The organism is Adhaeribacter sp., from assembly GCF_057359045.1.
Genome location: NZ_JBMQUD010000129.1, coordinates 1 through 23263, shown reverse-complemented (window position 1 = coordinate 23263; position 23263 = coordinate 1). Strand labels below are relative to the sequence as shown.

Below are 23263 nucleotides of genomic sequence, written 5' to 3'. Positions count from 1 at the left end.
CTTAAGTGGTTTTGCCGTAAATGGTTTTATCTGGGCCTTAATATTTAGTTTAATATTATCAGTAATTACCGGCATTATAGATATGATTATTGGTTAATCAAATATCTAGTTTAAAGCAGAAAAGCCCGTTTATACGGGCTTTTCTGCTTTAAACTATTTTAAAAAATTGGCCTCTGATAAGAAATTAAAGGGCAATATTTTTACTTCTTAACCATTCGCGGCAAGCTTCGGCACATTCGCGGCAGGCTTCGGCGCATTTCTGGCAATGGTCATGGTCGTGTTTGGCGCATTCTTCGTAGCAAGCCTGGCACACCTCAATGCACTCGCGCATAACGTGCGGCGCATGCGGTGAATTTCGAGCTACCAATCGGGCGGTAAGCGCACAAATATCGGCACAATCCCAGTCGGTCTGAATACACTTTACCATCATTTTAACATCGTCTTCCTGCAGGCAAAGGGTAGCGCAAGTTTCGCAAGCAGTTATACATTTTATTAAAGTATGCTCCAGATTGTTCGTTCTTTCTGATTTCATATTTTTATCTTTTAAATTGTTTCGGATAGTTAAAATACGCCCCCTTAAGGAATTTAGTTATTCAGCCGGTTATGCCGGCGCTCATTTAGTCCGGTTTTTCCGGCAGATTGTGTACTTTTGTAACCGGTACTTTTGTTGGTTATGACGCGCACGCCCCACTCGGTTTTAAAAGAATATTTTGGCTACGATTCTTTCCGGCCCATGCAGCAATCCATTATCGAAACGGTTATGGCGCAGCAGGACTGCCTGGTATTAATGCCTACCGGTGGTGGTAAGTCGGTGTGTTACCAGGTGCCGGCCTTGGTTAAACTAGGTATCTGCGTAGTAGTATCGCCGCTTATTGCTTTAATGAAAGACCAGGTAGAAGCGCTGCGGGCCAACGGGGTAGCCGCTGGTTTCCTCAACAGTACTTTAAAAGCCGAAGAGCAGTACGCCATAGAAAATCAGTGTTTGGCCGGTCAGCTAAAATTGTTGTATGTATCGCCGGAAAAAATATTGTCGGCAGGATTTTTTTCGTTTTTAAAGCGCTTGCCGGTTAATTTATTTTCTATCGATGAAGCGCATTGTATTTCGGCGTGGGGCCACGATTTCCGGCCAGAATATACCCAACTGCGTTTTATAAAAGAGCAGTTTCCGCAGGTGCCCATTATTGCCCTTACGGCTACCGCCGATAGGTTAACCCGGCAAGATATTCTCCAGCAATTGCGGTTACAGGAGCCCAAGGTTTTTGTATCGTCATTTGATCGGCCAAATTTAAGTTTGAGCGTTTTGCCCGCTAAAAACCGCTTAAACAATATTACTGAATTTCTGCAAAACCACCGGAGCCAACCCGGTATTATATATTGCCTGAGCCGCAATACAACTGAGCAGCTGGCGCATAAACTCATGGGCTTGGGCTACAAAGCGGCCGCTTACCACGCCGGTTTGGCACCCCAGGTCCGGGCCACCGTGCAGGAAGCATTCCTGAAAGATAATTTACAGGTTATTTGCGCCACCATTGCTTTTGGCATGGGCATCGATAAATCTAATGTGCGCTGGGTAATCCATTATAATCTGCCCAAGAATATTGAAAGTTATTACCAGGAAATTGGCCGGGGTGGCCGGGATGGTGCCCGCGCTGCCGCTTTGCTTTTTTATAGCTATTCCGATGTAATGCGCCTGCGCAGCATGCTTACCGAAGGCAAACCCGAACAAGTTTCTTTACAGTTGGCCAAATTAGACCGGATGCAGCATTTTGCCGAAGCTACCATGTGCCGGCGAAAAATATTGCTGCAGTATTTTGGCGAAACCCAGGAAAGAGATTGTGGCAATTGCGATGTATGCCGCAACCCACCGGCTACTTTTGATGGTACTTTACTTGCGCAAAAAGCCTTATCGGCGGTAGCACGGGTAAACCAAAAAGCCTCTATGGGTTTACTCATTGATGTTTTACGGGGTGCCCGCAACCAGGCAGTGTTACAAAAAGGCTTCGATAAAATAAAAACCTATGGTGCCGGGCGCGATTTACCGGTACAGGATTGGCAAAGCTATTTACACCAATTATTAAACGCTGGCTTTTTAGAAGTAGCTTACGAAGAAGGCTATGCGCTCAGGTTAACCGAACGCAGTCGTAAGGTACTTTTTTCGGACTTAAAAGTTAATCTGGTAAAATTTGAACCATATACCGAAAAAGAAGCCGCTCCGGAAATTCGCAAACCAAAAAAAGAAATTATAAAAGACGAGTTGTTTGAGCGGCTGCGCACTTTACGGAAAAAAATTGCCGACGAAAAGCAAGTACCGCCCTACGTCATATTTTCGGATAGTACGCTTCTGGAAATGGCCGATGCCAAACCAACCAACCGGATTGCCATGTTGGCCATAACCGGGGTAGGTATGGTTAAGTTTGATAATTACGGGTTTGATTTTATAAATGAAATTATCGCGTTTGTTACCCAGCAGCAGGAGCAGGGGAATAAAGTAAAAGGTGCTACTCATTTAATTACCTACGAATCTTTAAAAAAAGGATTATCGCCAGAGGAGATTGCCACCCGTCGTAACCTGAACCTGCTTACGGTTTTCTCCCATTTGGCTACCTTATATGAGCAAGCCTACGAGGTAAATATTCACCAATACATAACCGCTACCGAGTACCAGCTAATGGAAAACATGATTCGTCAACTGGGCCCAGAAACCAAGTTAAAAGATTTTCACGAAGTTCTGGGCGGACAAATAGACTATTATAAAATAAGATTAGCAATAGCCATTTACAAAAGAAAATATAAAACCCAACCGGTGTAAAACAGAAAAAGCCGCTCTTGAGCGGCTTTTTCTGTTTTATGTAATTGAAGAACAATAATTAATATTTTGCAATTGGGTCGGCCCAGCTATCTCGGTCGCCGATTACGTTGCCGTTGGTGCCAATGGAATTGCCTCTGAGTAAAAGTAAACCTGCTACGTGCGGAGCAGCAAAAGAAGTTCCGTAGCCGGAGGTATACGTGCCGTTTTTGCCGGTAGTAGTAATATTTACCCCGGGTGCAGCCCGATCTATAGGAGCGCCAAAGTTAGAGTTGTTCCAGAAATATTTGTTCTGGTCCATAGCCGAAACGGTGTATACATTGGTAGCATTTACCCGTTGCGGCGAAGAGTTAGTACAATCAGTGGCATAGTTACCGGCCGCAATCGAAAAATAGATACCTTTAGCCGCAGCAGTTTTTATTACATTGTCTAAAGTTGTAGATGGTGCAGCCGCTAAACTAATATTTACCACATCACCGGCTTTACCATAAGTGCTTACATGGTTTACCGCTCTGATTAAATTAGATAAACTACCATTCCCGGCATCATCTAAAACCCGTAAAGCAACAATGGTGGCATTTGCCGCAACCCCAACCACACCAATGTTGTTGTTTTTAGCTCCAATAATACCAGCTACCATGGTGCCATGGCCGTAACCATCCTGTACCGATGTTAAACCAGTAACAAAACTGGTACTACGGGCCACATCTACGTTTAAATCGGGGTGGTAAACATCTACACCACTATCCAAAACCCAGGCAGTTCTGCCGGTACCGTCGCCGCGGCCAACCATCGCCACGCCCCACGGAATGGTTTGCGCTTGTTGCGCCGGCATGGTATAGGTAGGCGTAGCCGATTCAACAGAAGCCGGTACAAGGGTTTTGTTTAAATCATTGGCCAGGTTGTTTTTCCGGATGGAAATGAGTTGGTCGGGTTCAATAGAGGCAACCTCAGGATTATGGAGCAAATTGCTAACCTGGCTTTTAGTTAGTTTACCCATAAAGCCTTTTATTCTCCCGTCAAATTTCTCACTTATATCAACTGTTTTTAAATTTTTTGCTACCACCAGTTCATCTATTGTCTCCGATGCGTTTTGACCATTGTTTTTAAATACAACAATGTATTTACCTTCAAGAGTGTTACTGGCTGCCGAGGCGCCTTTGGCAGTATTTGCCTGCGGAGCTTGTTCTTCGAGAACCTGGTCTTGCTGGCACCCAGCCATAGAAAAAACGGAGGCCAGTGCAAAAAATGAAACAGCTTTGTGAAATTTGGTTGCCTTCATAGAAAAGTGTATGCGTTAATAATATTATTAGTAAAATGGGAAATTGATTTTAAACCAGTTCTTCTAAGATAAAAATTAAGATTTTAAAAGATGATTGCGTAACATTATTTTTTCAGGATTAAGTTCAGGATTAATCTGGTAAATACCAAATATTTTTTCAAGTCAACTTATAAAAGTCATAAAATATTAAAATTTTGAAATTATTATTAATTAGGTATAATTAAACATTTGGTTTATAAAAAACTGTAAATTAAATATTTGACAAAAATAAACAAAATAAATATCGATAAATTTAACTAGTTAGAACCCTGGTGAAATTGTTTTTGTGCAAACCTGAAAATGTTTCAAAAACAGAGTATAATTTAAGTAAATATTAATATTTTAAGTTTTATATATTTAAAATAATTAATTTAATTGAGCCAAAAGAAACTTTGTTTTTATAGATAAGAAAACAGTTTTGCTAAACAATTAACTAATATTTAGAATTTTATAACTAAAAAAATTAGTATAAGTAAGATAAATTAGTTACATTTACAAAATATAAAATCTTATAATTATTCATAAAATATCAGGCTAATGGTTGATAACAACTTAAAGTATCTGAGAAAGAAAAGTGGATTTACGCAAGCTCAATTGGCTGAAAAATTAAATATTAAGCGGTCGTTGATTGGGGCGTATGAAGAGGGGCGGGCCGAACCAAAACTTAGTACTTTGGTGAATATTGCTCGGTTATTTAATATTTCCCTCGACCAATTGGTAACTTTAGAACTAAGCAAAACCGATTTAGACATTCATAAAAATCATGATGCCGGCGGCGGTAAATTGCGGGTGTTGGCAATTACGGTAGACAAAGATGATCGGGAAAATATAGAACTGGTGCCGCATAAAGCAAGCGCGGGTTACCTAAATGGCTATTCTGATCCGGAGTTTATTGAAGAGTTACCCAAGTTCCGGTTACCTATGCTTAATACCACTGGTACCCATCGGGCTTTCGAAATTAAAGGTGATTCTATGTTGCCTATTGCTTCCGGCACCGTAATTATTGGCAAATACATCGATGATTGGTCGCAGATTAAAGATGGTACGCCCTGCATACTGGTGAGCCAGAACGAAGGCGTGGTTTTTAAACGGGTTTACAACAAAATAAAATCCGATGCCACTTTAAAGCTACACTCCGATAATCCGGTTTACCAGCCTTACGACTTATCAGTAGAAAATATTTACGAAATCTGGGAAGCCAAAGCTTACATTAGCAGTAGTTTCCCGATTGCCGATTTCTCTTTAAGTAAACTAACCTCTATTGTAATGGATTTGCAGCAAGAGGTAATTAAATTAAAAAAGGCCTAATTTTTAAAGCTGAGATTAATTCTCTGAAAATCCTTCCGGTAAATGCGGGAAGGATTTTTTTTGCTCAACAAAGTAACCTTTGATATTATAATACTATCTAATAAGAACTGCTCTTTAAAAAACAGTTTTGTCACCAGACTTCGTTGCAGGAATCTATTACCTTTATATAGAAATTATTCTGCTATTTCGACAAGTTTAACATGAACCCAATCTTTTAAGCGCATTAACTAATTGATAAGGATATTAAATAAACAATCACTTAAGTATTCGATTAAGATTAGTTTATTTAAAACAAACATAACCAGTTGATTGCCGTAGTTTGTATATAAATTATTATCTATATAATTAAGATTGGTTTATAAATAACCCCAAACTATGGTAGAATTAATAAAAGCTTCTGATAGACATTTTACGTCGGCTGATTGGCTTAAATCTTATTTCTTGTTTTCATTTGCCGATTATTACGATCCGAAAAATGTAAGTTTTGGGCCTTTGCGGGTTTTTAACGACGATGTAATTGCGCCTAACAGCGGGTTTCCGCAGCACCCACACGCCGAAATGGAAATTATTACCCTGGTATTGGAAGGGGAAATAACCCACGAAGATAGTTTGGGAAATAAAACCATTATTGGGGCCGGCGAAGTACAGCGCATGACCGCCGGCACCGGGCTGGTACACTCGGAACATAACAATACTGATAAAGAGGTGCACTTGTACCAATTATGGTTTATTCCGAATAAACAGAATTTAGCGCCTTCTTACGAGCAAAAGCCCGCCGATTTTTTGGAAGCTAAAAATGAATTAATACCCTTGGCTACCGGCCAGAAAGTACTCGAAGATGTCGTTTACTTAAATTCCAATTCTACGGTTTACTACGGCGATTTAAGGGAAGATAAGGAATACAATTTCCAGACCTTTAATATCCGGCAATCTTTGGTTTATCTGATAACCGGCGAGATGTTTATCAATGGTTACCAGGTTTTCCAAAACGACCAACTCCGGATTACCGATACTGATGCCATTACCTTTAAAGCCACCCAAGACAGTACTTTTATTTTAATTGATGTGCCAGCGGTAACAGCAAATTATTAATTTTAATAACGTATATAAAACAAAAGCCGGTTTATGCCGGCTTTTGTTTTATTATAACTGAAAAATTAAATTAAGCTCAAATTTATAAGGGCACAAAATTTTCTGGCGTTTTATAACTTAAGATTAATCCAGCAACGGCAAGTCTTATATTCTTACTTCTTCAAGACAAAAATTAGTCCTGGATGCCCGTTAAGTTAGCGATCAGGTGGGCGGGTTCGGGTTTGTTCTGGATTAAATTAAGATTAGCCAGCGTATCGAGTACCTGCTGTACCGTATCTAAAGGCACCGTTGCTTCTGTAGCCCAATGGGTAGCTTTAAACCAGGTTTCGGCATCGGCGGGTTGTAAATTAAAACGTTCGGCCACCAGTTGGCTGGCTGCGGGGTTTTGCATAAATTCCTGGTTGGCCTGGTGTATAACCGCCAGGAGTTGTTGCAGTTCTTTTGTATACTTCTCTATTATTTCGGTGCGGGCGGCAATTACAAAACAAGGCCACGGCGTAGGGCATTCACCTACCCGCCGAAATTCACCGCTATCTACCAACGGTTTAGTCATAAACTTTTCCCACATAAAAACATCGGCGTGGTTATTTTTAAAAGCCTCACGTGCGCCATTTATGTCGCCTACCAATACCAGTTCGAGTTCCGTCGGATTCCAGCCTTGTTGGGCGGCATTTACACAGGCCATTAAATGTGAACCGGAACCCATCCGACTCACCGCATACCGTTTATCAGCCAATTCGTTAATATTTTGTATATCCGAGGAAGCCGGTACGTGAATCCCCCAGATTAACGGCGACGCAACGTAAATACTGATTATCTTACTATCGTTGCCTTTCGCAATATCAGCTATAATCCCTTCGGTTAATAGTACGGCTATATCCAAAGCCCCGCTCCGCAAATCTTTGGCCATGGCACCGGTTCCGCCTGGGTAATCTTGCCAGGTAATATTTAAATTTTGTTGGGCAAATAATTCGTTTTCCAATGCCAGGTACCAGGGCAAATTAAAATGCTCGGGTACGCCACCCACTTTAAAATTTGTCTTATTCATAGTTTTTATAAGTATGTACTTACCCGTATGTGGTAAGATGCGTTTTAATGTAACAGTTCAAAATATCAGGCCTCCGGTTTAATAAACCTTTTTAGAATATTAAAGTTTGAACAATTCTTTCTTCCTAAATTCTCACCAGCTACAGACATAAATTTATTCCGGCATTAATTCTTGCACCGAGGGTTGTAGTTCAGTTTGGGCTTCTTTTAATATTTGCTGGTCTAAAGATTTAGAAGTACGGGCCCCTAGGTTTTTTAATAATTCTACTTTTTTAATCAGGTTGCCTTTGCCCTGGCTCAGTTTATTCAGCGCCGACTGGTAACTGGTTTGGGTATTATCAATTTGCCGGCCAACGGCTTTCAGGTCCTCTACAAAACCCACAAACTTATCGTACAGCAAGCCACTTTCTTTCGCAATCCGGAGTACGTTTTGTTTTTGCTTTTCCTGTTTCCAAACGCCTTCTACGGTACGCAAAGTAGCCAGCAGGGTAGAGGTGGTTACAAAAACAATATTGTGGTTAAGCGCATCAATAAATAAATCGCGGTCGTGCTGCATAGCCAAATTAAATGCCGGCTCTATGGGTATATACATCAGCACAAAATCCGGCGAGTTTAACCCAATTAAATGGTGGTATTCTTTTTTGCTAAGGTCGTGGTAATGGGTCCGGATGGATTGCAAATGGCTGGCCAGGTAAGTTGGTAAGCGGTTTTCGTCTTCGCAACTGCAATAGGCCTCGTACGCTACTAACGAAACTTTTGAATCGATAATTAAGTGTTTTTCGCCGGGTAAATTTACGATTACATCGGGGCGGTAATATTTATTGTCTTCGTTTTTATAAACCGTTTCGCGGTAATAATGCTCGCCCAGCCGTAAGCCTGATTTTTCGAGTAGCACCTCGAGCAAATATTCGCCCCAATTGCCCTGGGTTTTGCGTTCGCCTTTTAAAGCTTTGGTTAAATTAATGGCATCCTGGCTCATTTGCTGGTTTAAGCCGGCCAACATGGTAATTTGTTCTTTTAAGGCAATATTTTCTTTCAGGCTTTTCTCGTAGGTAGTATCTACTTTGTTTTCGAATTCCCGGATGCGCTCTTTTAGCGGCATCAGAATATTTTCCAGGTTTTCGGCGGAAGCCCGTTTAAAATGTTCGGCGTTGTGCAACAGCACCTGGTTCGATACGCTGGAAAACTGTTGTAAAAACGAATTACGCAACTCTTCCAACTCCGCTTTTTGTTCCGTTAATTTTTGCTTTAAATGGTAGAGGTCGGTTTCGGTTTTGGTCAGTTCGGTTTGTAAACCTAAAATATTCCCCCCCAAGCTTTTGATATCGTCTTTTAGCTGGGCATTTTCTTTTTGTTTATCGGTAATTTGTAATTGTAGCACCGATTGGGCAACCTGCGCCTGTTGCAAATCTTTCTGCCAGCTAGCGGCTTTCTGCCTAAAATAAATATACGCGGCCATTATTCCCGCCATAAATCCTATCAATCCGAATAAAATGTCCATTTGGTGAAGTTAAGACAAAAAGCGCTGGCGCACAAATAAGCCTGTTTTACTAACCTAACCAGAGCAAAAATATTATCCTGATCTGAAATGGAAATAAATTTATTTATAAGCCTAACCCTAAATCTTAGACCTGAAAATACTATTATTAGGATACATACCTTCTGCCTCGGTCGTTCTATTAAGAATCATTCTCTGATTAGGAAGTTAGATAGGTTATTAAGTTTAAGCTGCCGTATGGCTTTCTACCCAGAAAATTTCCTCCCGGAATGACCAGAAAGTGAAGGAAATTTTATAAATGATGAGTCAATTTAAAGTTGTGTTCTAATCTTAGTAATTACAAGTGAATGGCTAACGTCAACTTTAGGATAATTTATATTGCGGCGATTATTGGCTACAGAAGTTGTTCGTAAATAATCCGTTAGGTTGGTTCTCCTTCGCTTTCAGTTGAAGAGGTTGGGGATATGGTGTCATTATTTAACCAACTCTTTAATGCGGCCTTCTTCTAAATAAATGCATTGGTTAATCCAGGTCGGAATTTCTTTGGGGTAATGACTTACAAAAATAATGGTTTTGGTTGGGGTAGCGTAAGTGGTAAGTAATTCTTGTGTTTTTTGGATGAGTGCGTCGTTCAGGCCTTGGTACGGCTCGTCCCAGATTAGCATTTCGGGGTTTTTAAGCAACGACCGGATAATTAAAACCAAACGCTGTTCACTGGCCGATAATTGCAGAAAGCTTTTGTTTTGCAGAGCGGTAATCCCGTAAAACCCGAAAAAATTATTTACCAGTTGCGCTTCCGCGGCGGTTAATCTTCTTTTGGGAAATAAGGTATCGAAGAAGCCGGTAGCAGCCACGGTGGCCGCCGGTAAGTTTTGCCGGAAATACAGGTGCAACTCCGGCGACACAAAGCCAATCCGCTTTTTTATGTCCCAAATGCTTTCGCCGGAACCTTTACGCCGATCGAATAAGGTAATTTTATTGGCAAAAGCCTGCGGATTGTCGCCGTTTATTAAACTGAGCAAAGTGGTTTTGCCCGAACCGTTGGGGCCCGCTAAGGCCCACTTTTCGCCCTGACAAATGGTCCAGTTTATGTTGTCCAGAATAACTTTCTGGTCGTAGCGGATGGTGGTAGCTTCAAATTTTACTGCAATTGCAAAATCAGGTATAGTCTGGTGGGTAAATAAAGTTGAAGCTGCTGTTGTGGTCTCGGTATTGGTCGTTTTCTGCTCCTGCGGCCATTGTTTTTGCAAAAATTTGGAGCGGGTATAAGAGCCAGCTATGGCAAAGTTATCGAGGGCCAGCACATGGGTAACACTTTCGGGAATATCGTTGGGGCTGGTAACCAGTACCACCTGCGTGCCTTGCTGTATTAATTGCTTAATTAAATTTTTAAAATCCTGACGGGCTTGTTGGTCTAAACCGGTAAAAGCATTGTCCAGAATTAACAAGCGTGGTTGCCGCAACAGCGCCTGGGCAATCAGCATTTTGCGGGTTTGCCCATTCGATAATTTAATGACTTCTAGTGGTAATAATTCGGTTAAGTTTAAAAGCTGAATTACTTCGTCCCAGACCATTTGTGCCGGGGCGGCGGCAGCCGTTGTTCTGGTTAAATATTCCATTACGGTTGTAATGCCCTCGGTGTCGGAACTGTTGTAGCGTTGCTGGTAATAAAAGTGGCCGTAATCGAGTTCTCGTTGCTGCGGCTGAAAAGAAATAAACGACACGTAATTTTTTAACTGCCAGTACGCTTCTGAATTGGGCAAAAACCGGTAAGTTACTTTACCGCTAACCAGGCGGTGTTTTCCGGCTAAAGCCTCGGCCAGGGTGGTTTTACCGCTACCCGCCGGACTGGTAATGGCCCAGGTTTCGCCGGTTTTGATGGTCCAGGTAATATTTGTAAGAGCAGGTCCGTTAAAACGGGTAAAACCCGCCGCGCTTAATTCTAAAAAAATAGTATCTGGTAAGTTAGCGGCCGCAGTACTCATGCAAAAAGAAGCTTTTAGCGGCAAGTTAAAAATATTTGGGTAAAGCCAACCGGGAAAAGAATAGCCGGTACAATAAAAAAGGCCGGGATTATCCGGCCTCTTTCGTTTACAGGGAAAAAATAAAATTATTGCGCTTCTAGGGTCATGGTGCCGTTAGGGCTTTGCAATTTCATTTCGTCGTCGGTTAAACTAAGCACCTGAAAATTTTCGGTAACCGATGAGCCAACAAATTGTAGTTGCAGGTTTTTGGCCATAGGGTCGTAAGTCCATTTACCCGAAGCATTTTCGGTAGCCGACCGCATGCTAAAAGAGCCGTTAGAGAAAAATTGCATTTCTTCTTGTTTTTCAGCCCCGGTAATTTTATCCTTATCGCCGCTGGCATTGGCTTGGCGGGTGGCTTTCCAGGTCTTGCTATCGGTGCCCGAAATGGTAGCAGCCGTACCTACGGTATCTTTAGACTTACAGCTAACGGCTACCAATAACAGCAATACCACCAGCTGCGCCAGGTAATTTCTTAAGAAAGTAATTTTCATAGTTTTCTTTTTTAGTTTTAAAACAACAGTATACAACTAAGTATAATCCTTAAACACATTTAGTTTTTTGAATGTTACGGTTTATAATTCAAATAGGTTAATGCTACAGATTAAGTAAATAATTTACACATCAGCAAAAGGCAAAATAACAGGAATAATTTATGCGGGTGTTTATAACTATTTTAAGGGTTAGGCGTAAGCTTAATTGGTTAAAGCTGCCAAAGCAGTTAACCCTAAATTAGTTATAAGCTATATAAAGACATAAAACTATGGGATTGTTTGATTTTTTTCAGAAGGGAAACGAAAAACCTGCGCAGCCGCAGGCTAAACCCAATACTGCCAACCAGGTACACCAACCGGTAGCGCAGCCGGCGCAACCCGCCCAACCAGCTGCTCCGCAAAAAGAATATTATACCGTAAAAAGCGGCGATTCTTTATCTAAAATTGCGAAACAACTGTACGGCGATGCCAATGCCTGGCACAAAATTCACCAGGCCAACACCGACCAGATTAAAGATCCGAATTTGATTCATCCGGGTCAGAAACTGGTGATTCCGAGATAGATTTTTTGAGGTTCGATATTCGAATTTTCGATTTAAATAAACCCGGCAGGTTTTTAAAACTTGCCGGGTTTATTTTTTTACCGGGCGCAGATGCCCCGGTAAGGGCAGTACTGACAAACTTCTAAATCCTGCGTTTTATGAATGGGCTGCGCCGGGTCCAGCATGTTGCGCACAAATTCTGTCAAATATTCTTCGGTGGTCTGAATAAACTCGGCCTGGCTACCCGGCGTTTCTTCTGAAAAAGCAATATCGGAGGTCATTAGTCCGGCATTGAGGTTCCGGAACGAAATAATACCGGCTTCTACTTTCCGGACCGGGATATTGCCTTCTAATTTCCCATCGGCCTCCAGTTGTTTGGACATTAAATAGCGGTACAACCAGAGCTGGCGCACTTTGGCGTATTTGCGGTCGGTGAGCAGGTGTTCTTTTACGTGCTCGGGTTTTATTTTTAAATCGGCGGGGTTCACCAGCCCGGTTTTATAATCGATTACCCGTACGGCTTTTTCGTTCGCATCTATGCGGTCGGCTTTACCGGCAATTTTTACCGGTATTATTTCGCCGTTAATTTCTACGGGCAATATAGTTTCCATTACCTGTTCCAGGCTTAAAATACGCAGGGGCAGGTCGGGGGAGGCGGCTTGTTTTTGCAGATAATTTTCGAGGACCTGGGTGGCAATTTTGGCGAGCAGGTAATTCATGCCTTGTTCGGGCATGTGTTGCAACGGCCCGGCTTTAAAAGCTTTTTTTACCTGCTGCGGCAAGGTGGCCAGCATTCTGTTTATGTCGGCGGTAGTTATTAGTAAATTCTGCTCCTGGAAAGGGCGGAAATAATCTTCGAGTACTTTGTGCACAATATTTCCGAACTGGTCGGCGCCAATTTCTTCTTCCACTTCCACGGTTTCCTGAATGCCGGCAATTTTGGCAAAATAATATTGCAGCGAGCAGTTGATGTACATATTCAGGTGCGACGGGTACAAACCTTTTGCCAAAGCTTTTTTTAGGCTGGCCAGCACCTGCTCATCTTTCTGAATAATAATATCTGGCTGGTAATTTTTGCTTTCGTGCTGCTCTACTACGGCGGTCAGGTCGCGGAAAGTAATATTGGGATTGGCCGGAACCAGGTGGTGTTGCAGTTGCAAAATAAAACGGCTCTTTTCGCCGGAGCCGTAGGTATCGGAAGGCAACACGTACAACAGGTTTATTTTTTTTGCCCGCTGCAGCAGCCGGTAAAAATAATACGAAGTCATGCTTTCCTGTTCGGCGTACGTGGGCAGGCCAAAGGTTTTCAGCACGTCGTACGGCATCAGCGACTTGTGCTTTTTGGGCTGCGGCAGAATGTTTTCGTTGACTGATAAAATAATCAGGTTCTCGAAATCGAGCGCGCGGGTTTCCAGGAAACCCATTACTTGTATATCCGAAATCGGTTCACCGCTGAATGGCAAACGCGTTTGGGCAATATTTTCGTAAAGGAACCGCTTAAAGCTGCGCACTGATATTTTTTGCTGCCGGCAATCGAAAATGGTATCGAGCTTTTTTACCAGCGTGTAAAAAATATACAGGTATTCAGTTTCGATGGGGTTCTCGGTCTGGAACTGGTAAACCGTTTTGAGTAAATCTATCAGGTCGTAGAACGAAGCCACAATATCGTCGCAGTTGCGCCAGGTTTTAAACAAGGCGGCAAACAGCGGGTGGTCGTGGCCGAGCCCAAGCAACTCGCTTGCCGAAAGCAGTACCCGGTTTTTACTTATTATTTCAGCGGCGGCCCGGCTAATCAGGTTTTGGTGGTTTTGTTCCTCGGTGGTGCTGTTCAGGTAAGTTTCGTAGCGCCGGATAAACGGGTGACTCAGAATTTTATTTACCGTGAGGTGGTGGTACATATTCACCTTGTAACCGCTGGCGTTTGGCTGCAAAACGCCGGTCAGGTGCAAATCGAAAAGTAAATCAATTAAGTTGAAGAGGGGAGTGCCTTTAAAGGTTAAACCCATGGTTACGTTGTAATCCGGAATGTCTTCGCTGATGGAGTGCAGCACCGGCAGTAGCATGGTTTCGTCGGGCAGCACAATGGCTACCTGGGCGTTGGGGTTTTCGCGACGGATATCCTGCAGTAACTGGCCGGCAATTTTGCCCTGCATGCTGGCGTTGGCTACCGCAATGGCATTTATCTCTTTCGTATCAGTTTGCAGCAGGTTCTGCTGCCATTTCCAATCGGGCAGGGGCCAGCGCTTTTTGTACCTTTTCAGGAAATGGCCGGCGCGGTTCTGTGAATCTTCCTGCATGTAAAAGTCATCCGAATCAAACAGCACTTCGGCTTTTTTGTCCTGCAGCAGCGTCCGGATAATTATTTCTTCGGAGCGGGTAATGGCGTTGAGCCCGATAAAAACAAACTGGTGACAGGTGGTGCGCCTTACGAGTTCGGTAATGTGTTCGGCTACGTAACGGTAAGCCATGCCGGTATACGCCTGCTTTTCGGCTTTCAGCTTTTGCCGCAGTTTTCCGTAGGTTTTCTCCAGGTTATCCCAGAGCTTAAAATATTTCTGCACCAGCGGCGAAATTTCGAAGCCCATCCGGTGCGGGTCCCAGCGCTCCAGGGCTTTGGCCTCGCTAACGTACTCAAACAGCTTTTTCGTATCCACCACTTCCTGGTCCATCCGGCTGAAATCTTCGAGTAAGGTACTCGCCCAGGTAACAAACTGGTCGAAATCAATGTGCGGATCCAGGTCCTGCAAAATATCGAATAAATCGAGTTGCAGGTGAATGGGCTCGAGTACCTCTACTTTGGCCAGCCGGCAAATAAAGTCTTCCATGGAAGAAACCTCCGGCGACCAGATGCCTTCGGTGGCAACCAGGGCCAGTGCATTTTTAAAATAAATGCTCGCCCGCCGGGTAGGCAGTACCACACAAATCTGGCTGATGTTTTCGGGGTATTTGTTATAAATGTATTCGGCTGCCTGGTGCAGGAATGATTTCATTTAGGGATTTTTTGTGGATGCAGCTGCTTGGCAAAGTTAAAATTAAACTTTAAAAATATTATTAAACAAGCAGCATTGGATATTTAGTTAAAAGTAAAATGGCAATTAGGTTCATGATAAAATAAGAACTTATTTAATTACTTTTTCATATTTACCATTTTACCTCCTACTATGTTGCCAAAATAGAGCCGACTTGGAGGTACGAGAACCACGTCCAAGTCGATAAAGTAGTTTGTAAGATGCACCTCGTAGCTGTGGAGTGGTTAACGAACAGGCATTGCTGCAGTTTGGGCGTTTGAAATACGTCACGCTGGAACTGCTGATAGCTATACTGTTGCTAATGTATTGTTCATTAGCCAAACTCATATTGTCACGCCTGAACTGCAGTCGAATTTTTTGCTGCTGCCAAGGCTTACAACGTCCAGCCCAAATTGCAGCAATGCCCTTGTTGGTGGCAGGTTTCGTTTTCGTTTACTTCATCGTTGCAATAAAATCGGAATATTTTCTCCTCCGAGATTATTCAGTCCTACTGATGTTTTCGCAAATTCGAAAGAAAAATAGATGTTGCGACCCGCACCTAAACTTTTATAAAATGCCTTGGCAAATGCAATTGCTGTATCCTGAGGGACTTTATCTTTCATACCGATTACATTAGGAATATGTTGATTTATGATATGTCCTTGGATCTCAGAAAAACATGAACTTAGGAAAACACAAGCTAATTTATCAGAAAATAATCTGAACAACTGTGCTAAAGACTCATTGTTGGCAGTCATATTTGTATTATCGAAACCGTGTAAAACAATACCTTGCCTAACTCCATGTCCCGAAAAATGGATAATATCTGGATTTGAATTTAGTAGCCCATCTTCTAAATCTCCAATTCTTGCTGCATTTTTTCTAACAATTGAAAACTTATCTCTGAATTTTGCCTTACGAAGTTCCTCTTCAATATCCCTCATCTCTTCCTCTAAGCGAAGCCTTGCAGTTTGTTCTGGGTTTGCTGTAACAAATAGAATTGTTATTGCACCTGTTAAATAACCGTCTTCAGCCTTCTTATCTACTGCTTTATTTTCCTTGTCTTCATCGTATAGCTTATTCAACAAGTCTAATATTGCAAAGGCAATTTGGTTTTTCTCCAACACCTGTTCACCATAACCTAAAGTTCCTCTTATCACAGAGCGATTGTGTTGATTTAGTCTTGCTTTAATAGCTATTGCATCATGTAGATAGACTTTTTTTTTCGAGTTAGTTCCAATGTCTGCAATTAATTCGTCTAAAGCGACTTCTACGCTTCCGTTCGCTATTTGATTCCTTAAATTATTGACTGAGGCCTCCATTTTTTTTAGATTTTATTGTTGATATTGTTTTGAACAAGTTTAATTGGGCATCACTTGGCTCAATATCCAAAATATCTTCTAATTGGGCATCTGCATCACCTTTAAAAGTAACAGTTGGATATTTTAAAACTTTTATATCAAGCCCAAAAATAGTATCGAGAGAATAGTCTTCTGTACTTGTGTATGCATGGCCGTTTAAGTTGATTCCGAAAGCTCCACCCCTTGCATTTCCTTCAAGTTTGAAGTATTTCTTCCTAAGTATATTTTTTTGAACAAATCCTGTGACAGCTAAGATGTAGCAAATGTTATCGTCATCGTATAAATTTTTATTTTCTTCTTTCCATGCCTTTAAACTTGTTCTCCATCCATCTGCATGTACTTTTACAAGTCCCGTAGCTTGATTAGTTACGATAACACTAAAAGCGGACTTTTGGTCTAATTCAGAAGATAAGTAGTTTAAAGCATCAATGCCCATTGATAAGCCTTTATCAATAATAAAAGAACTTACTGTAACTGGCTCTTTTATTTTGGAATTATCATTAATTTCTACTTGAATCGGTAATTCAAAAAATACTGGATTATTTTCAGAAATGAATTTTCCTGGGCATTGCCCTCCTTCCTTTCTGATAATTATAACTTCACCCAACAATGAATAAGGGTCTCCAATATATGCGTCTTTTCTAACTAAAAGATGATTCTCCTCAATGCGGAGCAATCTTTTCGCTTCTTCAATTGCAGGCGGAGAAGTTTGCCCCATGATTTCATTCATTCCATGTTCAATGTGGTTTATATCCATTTGTTTACCCATTTTCTTAAAATATTTGGTTTACGAATTCAAGCTCTACTGGTCAATTTTCTATCGTTACACTTTATTCCTTGTTTTCCCTTCTTTTATTTCATCATTCAGCTTTGAGCCAATTAATAAATAATAGAAAAGCTCATTCTTTCTGTGAATTTTTACTACGAAATATATAAAAAATCCTTTCAGTACAAGGATGAAATAAAGAACCCACATCTTTACTGTTGCGAAATATTCACTTATAACTTCTTTCTCTTCCCTTTCGAAAGTTTTACCTGTCGCTGCTTCGAATAAAGAAGGGTCAAATAAAGTAAACAATAATTGTATTGCTGCATATAAGTAAAGAATCCAAAGTTCCCATTTTTGAGGCTCGATGAATTTGCTGTCTAACCTTCCAATTACCAAACATAATCCTACAGCTACAACAGCACCGCTAATTGTTCTACTAATTAATTTAAATATCCCATAGTTATCTGGAGAGCTATAAATAAGATTTCCTAATATGTAAAGAAACAATGCAATAACAAGTACTCCAAACTCTGCTTGTATATTTAAATTTTGCTCAAAAACTTTATTTTTTTCGGGAGATGGCTTAATTGTATCATCCGTGATTATACGATATAAAACGAAAAGAAAGAAGGCTTCACTACCATTTATTACAACATCCACATATTCTTCAAAATCTGTCGATAGAAATTTTCCTCCAGAACTTTCTACACATGCTTGAACGTAATATAATACATATAATCCAAGAAACGATATACCTAAATATCGCCACCATTTTCCAAATTGTTTGATGCCTTCATTAGCTCTTTCAGAAAACCACTTTAGGTCATCAATCCTATTTCCAAATTTTCCACGAATGAAATCACTAGCATCTAGTATGAACTTATCTACATTTACCCTTGGCTTAATTGTGTAAAGAACCATGCAAGTAAGTAGAGAAATTTGCAACACTAAATTCAAAGTATAAGGTATTGAAAAATGACTTGGTTTTATCCGGTAATAGATTATCAAAGGTATAATACTTGTTAATACAGCTGTAGTGATAAAAACCCAAAGAAATGAGAACTTACTTTCTTGAGGAGTACTAATTGAATGAACCTTTAATATATTTTCAGCTAGATTTACTTTATAGTCTCTTAAACCTTCATCTTCAACGGTTACCAAGACCCTTTCAACGTTTCCAATAGCACCATGATAATCACCTTTTCTTTCTGCTTCTTCTGCCTCTTGAATTAGATGATTAACTTCTATTTCAGCTTTATCAACTGTATTTAGTAAACCAATTATAATTTTATTTCTTTCTTCATTATTTGCATTTCCCCGAATTACTTGATTATTCCAGTTTTCATATCTTGCTGATAGGCTTATTACGTCTGTATATAACGAGTTATTTATTTCAGATGCAATTGTCAACATCTGCTTGATTGAATCATCAATTTTATTGCTTGCTATTAAATTTCGTACTTTTTCAAGCTTGAGATTCCGCATATGTTTTGTTTTTTTCTACTTACCACTAACTATTGAATTAGCTTAATATCGGTAACACACTTGTGCGAATGCGTACCATAGCTATATCTTATACTATCAAATTTAAACGGAATAAATAATTAATACCAGAGTAGACTCAAGGTGTTAAAAAAAGGCTTGTAACGAGTATACCTGTAAATTAAGATTTACTTTATTCTATAAAAATAAGTGAGTCAGTTTCGTAAAATTTTGGTAGTAGTGCAATACTGAAAAATCAGTATTTTTAACCTGTTTGCATTCAAGTTACACTTGCTTAGGAAGAGTTTTCTATTTTAATTCCCCGCCTTAACTAATTCTCCGCCCTAACTTCTTCCGCATAAACCCATTGCTCCACTTCCTCCACATCAAAATAATAAAGCACGCATTTTATCTCAGCAAAAAGTAAATCCTTAAACAAGCTGGCGTAGTAGTTTAGGTTATCGATGTGTTCCTGTGCTAGCGGCGGGGCTTTGAAATCCAGGAGAACTACGCTAGTGCCGTCGAAAACAATGCGGTCGGGTTTGTAGCGGGTGGCTTTGGCATGCAGGATTTCTTTTTCGTTTTCGAAGGCTACGTCTTTGCCAAAATAGCGGGCCACTTGCGGGTGCTTTACTATTTTTTTCAGCATGTCGCGGAGTTCCGGCAGTTCTTTGCTGCTGATGATGCCTTCGTTTACCAGCATTTTAGTCACAAAATTTAACTCGTCGGCGGTGGTCATGCGGGAGAGGGCGTAGTGTAGCCGGCGGTTCCATTTGCGGTGTTCCTGCTGGGTCTGGAAATCGAAAACGTTGTTGGCGTGCTGTTTTAGCTGGAGCCGCTGCTGCCAGTTGTAGGAGCTAAAAGTATCGAGGTGAAAAACGGCTTCGGTAACCGGGGCTGCGGCCTTTTGCGAAACGTGGCCTTTGGCTAGCTGGTAGCACAACTGGTTCTCTTGCCACAACTCTTTGTGCTGCAGATGCAGGTAAAGCAGGTAGCTGATGGTTTTCTGGTTGGCACCCGAGTTAAAATCTTTTTTCTGGCTCACGATGTACAGGCGGTCCTGCGGGCGGGTGAAGCCCACGTACAGCATGTTCAGGTTTTCGATAAAGGTTTTTTCCAGTTCGGCCTGGTACTGGGCACCCAGTGGGGTTTCTTCCAGCTTTTTGCCCATGGTTACTACGGCGGCCGGCAATTGGCTTAAGCCGGGAGTATCGGCGGGCAACCGGCCCCACAGCAAAGCGCCCCGCTGCGGCTCTATAGACCAATCGGCAAACGGAATAATCACCACCGGGTAAGCCAGGCCTTTGGCTTTATGGATGCTGGTAATGGTGATGGCGTTGCGGTTTTTGGGCGAGTTAATACTGAGCTTTTCTTTGTGAGTTTCCCAGTATTCCAGAAAATTGTTCAGGTTATTGCTTTGGTTCAGGCTGTACTCCAGCACCACATCCAGGAACCGGAAAATATATTCGCACTCGTTGTTTTTACCCAGCAAATCGAAAATCCGGATGAGCTTTTCGGTGAGTTCGTACAGCGATAAATTCCCGGTTTCTTTTTCTTCGAGGTTGAAGCCCAGCAAGCGTAGCTGGTCGAAGAAAAGCTGGTTACTGCCGTGGTTAGCAACATCCGCAATCAGCTGGGTCATCTGGTTATCGGGTTGTACCTGCAACACCACCTTACAAACCAGGTACATGGCTTCGGAGCGGGCCAAGGTATCGTCGGGACGGTTAAACACCCGGAAGAGCGAAATGAGCAGGTTCACCACTTCGGCAAACTGCAGCGCCAGCGAATCCTGCGAAATAATATCGAATTTTTTCTCCTTTAAAAAGTTAGCCACCAGTTTGCTGTTGCGGTTGGTGCGGCACAGCACGGCAATATCCTGGGGTTCGTAGCCTTCGGTTTGGGCCTGCCGGATTAGTTGTAAAACGATTTGCAGCGTGCTTTCCTGGTAAGTCAGGATTTCGTGTTTTTCGTAGCCTTCGTACAGCGTTTCGGTGCGCTGGCAGTTGTCCAGGTCGTGCTGGTTGTTGGTATCATCCTGGTGCGTAAACAGCAACTGAATGTGGCCGCCGGTGCGGGCCGCGCCATCGGGTACCGCCTGCTTAAAGTTTTCGTCGTAAATATTCCGCAGCATCTCGTAGTTGAGGTACGACTCGCTGATGAATTCGAATAGTTCGTTGTTGAAGTCGATGATTTCGCGGGTGCTGCGGTAGTTGGTATTCAGGTCGGCGGGGGTGAGGCTTAAATCCAGGGTGTCGTAGCGACTTTCGAGCAAATCCTGGTATTTGCGGTTCTGGTACAGCGCCGAGGTGTTGCGTTTGTACAGGTGCAAAATCTGGTCCATGTCGCCGCCGCGCCACCGGTAAATGGCTTGTTTGGCGTCGCCTACGGCCATGTTAAAGTAACCCGAAGCCAAGGAGTTTTCGATGAGCGGCAATAAATTATTCCACTGCAGCGACGACGTGTCCTGGAACTCATCAATCAGGATGTGGTTGTATTTTTCGCCGAGGCGCTCGTAGATAAAAGGCACCGGCTCTTTGAGTACAATCTCCGAAATGCGCTTGTTAAACTCCGAAATGTGCACCAGGTTTTTATCCTGCTTAATTTCCTGTATGCATTTTTCCAGCTCGTTCAGCACAGATAACTGGTACAAGTGCTTCAGCAGCTCGGTAATGAGAATATAATAAGGTGCCTGCTCTTGCCGGATAGCCTCAATTTCCCGGAAATATTTTACCAGAGGCGCTTTGATGGTTTCGAGCCGAGCTTCCACGTCTTTCGGTACTTTCGCTCCAGTCCATTTATCGTCGTTGATGGCTTGCCAGGCGTAGGTATTGGGTTCGTAAAATTCAAAAGCTTTCAGGTATTTACTAAAGAAGCCATAAATGCCGCGCTCTTTGTAATGTAAATGCGCCGGTTCTACCTGGGCTTGCTGAAATAAATCTATCGCTGTCTGGGCGCGCTCCAGAATTGATTTTTCGATTTGATTTTTTTGCGCGTACAAGTCCTGCCGGATTTTCTTAAAATCTTCCAGGCTTAGCTTCTGCAATTCCGAAATGGCTTCGTACACCTGTTCGTTCAGCAGGTTGTTCGCAAAAGCCGCCAGTTCGGCGGGTAAATTATTCCAGCTACGGCCTTCCTCGGCTTTTTCCAAGGCATAGTTTTCCAGGGTTCGGGAAAGCAGCTCGTTGTCCTTGGAGTTGTTTACTTTGTCCAGCAGCAACGAAACGGCCGTGTTGAGCAGGGTAGTGGTGTCGAGGTCTACCTCAAAGTTGTAAGGAATATTCAGCTCGCGGGTAAAAGCCGTTACCACTTTGTTTACAAAGGCATCGATGGTACTCACGGCAAACTCGGAGTAGTTATACAGAATCTGCTCGAAGGTGCGGGCCGCCCGCGCTCGGATAATTTCTACTGTAACTTCCTGGTTCGGGTATTCTTCCTGAATCTCGGCGGTTATGGAGGCCAGCAAAGCTTCACTCTGGGCCTTTTGCTTTTCGCCCAGGTTCAGGTCGTTGAATTGCCGTAGCGCCGACATGATGCGTTCTTTCATTTCGTTGGCGGCATCGTTCGTAAACGTGATGGCCAGCACGGAGCGGTAATAACCCGGGTTCTTGCTTTGCAGCGCCAGTTTCAGGTATTCTTTGGTAAGGTGGTACGTTTTGCCGGAACCGGCGGAAGAAGAATATATTTTAAATTGCTGCGGCACTTTTGCGGTTTGTTTAATGAATTTTCCCGGAGACTTAGGGTCTGAAAAACTAAGCTACTAAATAAATTTAACTTTTCGCCGGGTAAATACCAAATGCCGGATGCAGCTGAAAATCAAAATAACCCAAGCATTTTTTAGGAGCAGAAAATCAGATAAATACCGGTAATTTTTATTCGGAGTAAATAAATATCTAAGGATTTACAGCATTGTAGCAGAAATTATAAATAAAAACCGTACCTTTGTGCAATATTTTGAAATCAGCAGTCGAAATTCCATTTGCGGCTTATTTAATAGCCACGTTTCCGTTAGCATCTATTTTCTCCTCGTCGGTAATTTTCTTACAAAACGTAGTTAAAATTAAGTATCTGCTCATTTCAGATAGCGTATAACCTATTTTTAACAAAACAATTTTTATGAACAAATTACGATTTGATGAGCTTTCGCTTTCCCCGGAAATGCAGCGTGCTATTGCTGATATGGGATTTGAAGAAGCTTCTCCAATACAAACCGAAGCTATTCCGGTTATTATGCAGGGCCGCGATGTAATTGGCCAGGCGCAAACCGGAACCGGTAAAACAGCAGCCTTTGGTATTCCGGCCATCGAAAGCATCGACCCGAAAGATCGCCGGGTACAAACCCTGATTCTTTGCCCAACGCGCGAATTAGCCGTGCAGGTATCAGAAGAAATAAGCAGATTAATTAAATATAAAACCGGTATAAGCGTGGTGCCTATTTACGGCGGCCAATCTTACGACCGGCAATTACGCGCCCTGAAACAAGGCGTGCAAATAGTTATTGGTACGCCCGGCCG

Annotated in this window: 16 protein-coding genes; 5 read left to right on the top strand and 11 right to left on the bottom strand. The window is 42.1% G+C overall.

Translation table 11 applies throughout. The features are described from left to right. Positions 1-184: 184 nt before the first annotated feature. Positions 185-532, bottom strand: coding sequence for a four-helix bundle copper-binding protein (locus ACO1R6_RS20655; protein ID WP_486267006.1), 348 nt, complete (start codon positions 530-532; stop codon positions 185-187). A gap of 141 nt (positions 533-673) precedes the next feature. On the opposite strand from ACO1R6_RS20655, the gene recQ reads away from it, so the two are divergent. Further along, positions 674-2809 carry a DNA helicase RecQ gene (gene recQ / locus ACO1R6_RS20650; RefSeq protein WP_486267005.1) on the top strand — a complete coding sequence of 712 codons (2136 nt, stop codon included), beginning with the start codon at positions 674-676 and terminating at the stop codon, positions 2807-2809. 58 nt (positions 2810-2867) lie between these two features. Here recQ and ACO1R6_RS20645 read toward each other — a convergent pair whose 3' ends face one another. Next, positions 2868-4088 carry a S8 family peptidase gene (locus ACO1R6_RS20645; protein WP_486267004.1) on the bottom strand — a complete coding sequence of 407 codons (1221 nt, stop codon included), beginning with the start codon at positions 4086-4088 and terminating at the stop codon, positions 2868-2870. A gap of 576 nt (positions 4089-4664) precedes the next feature. On the opposite strand from ACO1R6_RS20645, the gene ACO1R6_RS20640 reads away from it, so the two are divergent. Next, positions 4665-5435 (top strand): XRE family transcriptional regulator, encoded by a 771-nt coding sequence (locus ACO1R6_RS20640; protein ID WP_486267003.1) that lies wholly within the window; start codon positions 4665-4667, stop codon positions 5433-5435. A 375-nt stretch (positions 5436-5810) separates the two neighbouring features. Next, the gene (locus ACO1R6_RS20635; RefSeq protein ID WP_486267002.1) at positions 5811-6527 is read left to right on the top strand and encodes a pirin family protein; all 717 of its coding nucleotides are present in this window, start codon (positions 5811-5813) and stop codon (positions 6525-6527) included. A 172-nt stretch (positions 6528-6699) separates the two neighbouring features. Here ACO1R6_RS20635 and ACO1R6_RS20630 read toward each other — a convergent pair whose 3' ends face one another. The 4 genes from ACO1R6_RS20630 to ACO1R6_RS20615 form a co-directional block, all read right to left on the bottom strand. After that, positions 6700-7575 carry a substrate-binding domain-containing protein gene (locus tag ACO1R6_RS20630; RefSeq protein WP_486267001.1) on the bottom strand — a complete coding sequence of 292 codons (876 nt, stop codon included), beginning with the start codon at positions 7573-7575 and terminating at the stop codon, positions 6700-6702. Between the two features lie 153 nt (positions 7576-7728). Next, complete coding sequence (locus ACO1R6_RS20625) at positions 7729-9075, bottom strand: DNA recombination protein RmuC (RefSeq protein ID WP_486267000.1); 1347 nt, start codon at positions 9073-9075, stop codon at positions 7729-7731. A gap of 470 nt (positions 9076-9545) precedes the next feature. Further along, positions 9546-11057 (bottom strand): ATP-binding cassette domain-containing protein, encoded by a 1512-nt coding sequence (locus ACO1R6_RS20620; protein WP_486266999.1) that lies wholly within the window; start codon positions 11055-11057, stop codon positions 9546-9548. 125 nt (positions 11058-11182) lie between these two features. Continuing rightward, positions 11183-11590 (bottom strand): lipocalin family protein, encoded by a 408-nt coding sequence (locus ACO1R6_RS20615; RefSeq protein WP_486266998.1) that lies wholly within the window; start codon positions 11588-11590, stop codon positions 11183-11185. Positions 11591-11859: 269 nt separating this feature from the next. Here ACO1R6_RS20615 and ACO1R6_RS20610 point away from each other — a divergent pair, with 269 nt between their 5' ends. Then, the gene (locus tag ACO1R6_RS20610) at positions 11860-12153 is read left to right on the top strand and encodes a LysM peptidoglycan-binding domain-containing protein (protein ID WP_486266997.1); all 294 of its coding nucleotides are present in this window, start codon (positions 11860-11862) and stop codon (positions 12151-12153) included. A 77-nt stretch (positions 12154-12230) separates the two neighbouring features. On the opposite strand, the gene ACO1R6_RS20605 is transcribed toward ACO1R6_RS20610, so the two are convergent. From ACO1R6_RS20605 to ACO1R6_RS20585, 5 genes are all read right to left on the bottom strand, one after another. After that, on the bottom strand, positions 12231-15122 hold the full coding sequence (locus tag ACO1R6_RS20605; RefSeq protein WP_486266996.1) for a PD-(D/E)XK nuclease family protein: 2892 nt from the start codon (positions 15120-15122) through the stop codon (positions 12231-12233). Positions 15123-15598: 476 nt separating this feature from the next. Further along, positions 15599-16462: a CHAT domain-containing protein gene (locus ACO1R6_RS20600; RefSeq protein ID WP_486266995.1), complete on the bottom strand. Its 864-nt coding sequence runs from the start codon at positions 16460-16462 to the stop codon at positions 15599-15601. Continuing rightward, positions 16443-17270, bottom strand: coding sequence for a hypothetical protein (locus ACO1R6_RS20595; RefSeq protein ID WP_486266994.1), 828 nt, complete (start codon positions 17268-17270; stop codon positions 16443-16445). The genes ACO1R6_RS20600 and ACO1R6_RS20595 overlap by 20 nt, the downstream gene beginning before the upstream one ends. Positions 17271-17324: 54 nt before the next feature. Further along, positions 17325-18755: a hypothetical protein gene (locus tag ACO1R6_RS20590; protein ID WP_486266993.1), complete on the bottom strand. Its 1431-nt coding sequence runs from the start codon at positions 18753-18755 to the stop codon at positions 17325-17327. Between the two features lie 328 nt (positions 18756-19083). After that, a complete protein-coding gene (locus ACO1R6_RS20585) occupies positions 19084-22452 on the bottom strand; it encodes a UvrD-helicase domain-containing protein (protein ID WP_486266992.1) in 3369 nt (1122 codons plus the stop codon). Between the two features lie 413 nt (positions 22453-22865). Here ACO1R6_RS20585 and ACO1R6_RS20580 point away from each other — a divergent pair. After that, positions 22866-23263 (top strand): DEAD/DEAH box helicase (locus tag ACO1R6_RS20580; protein ID WP_486266991.1); only part of this gene is annotated, 398 nt, incomplete at its 3' end.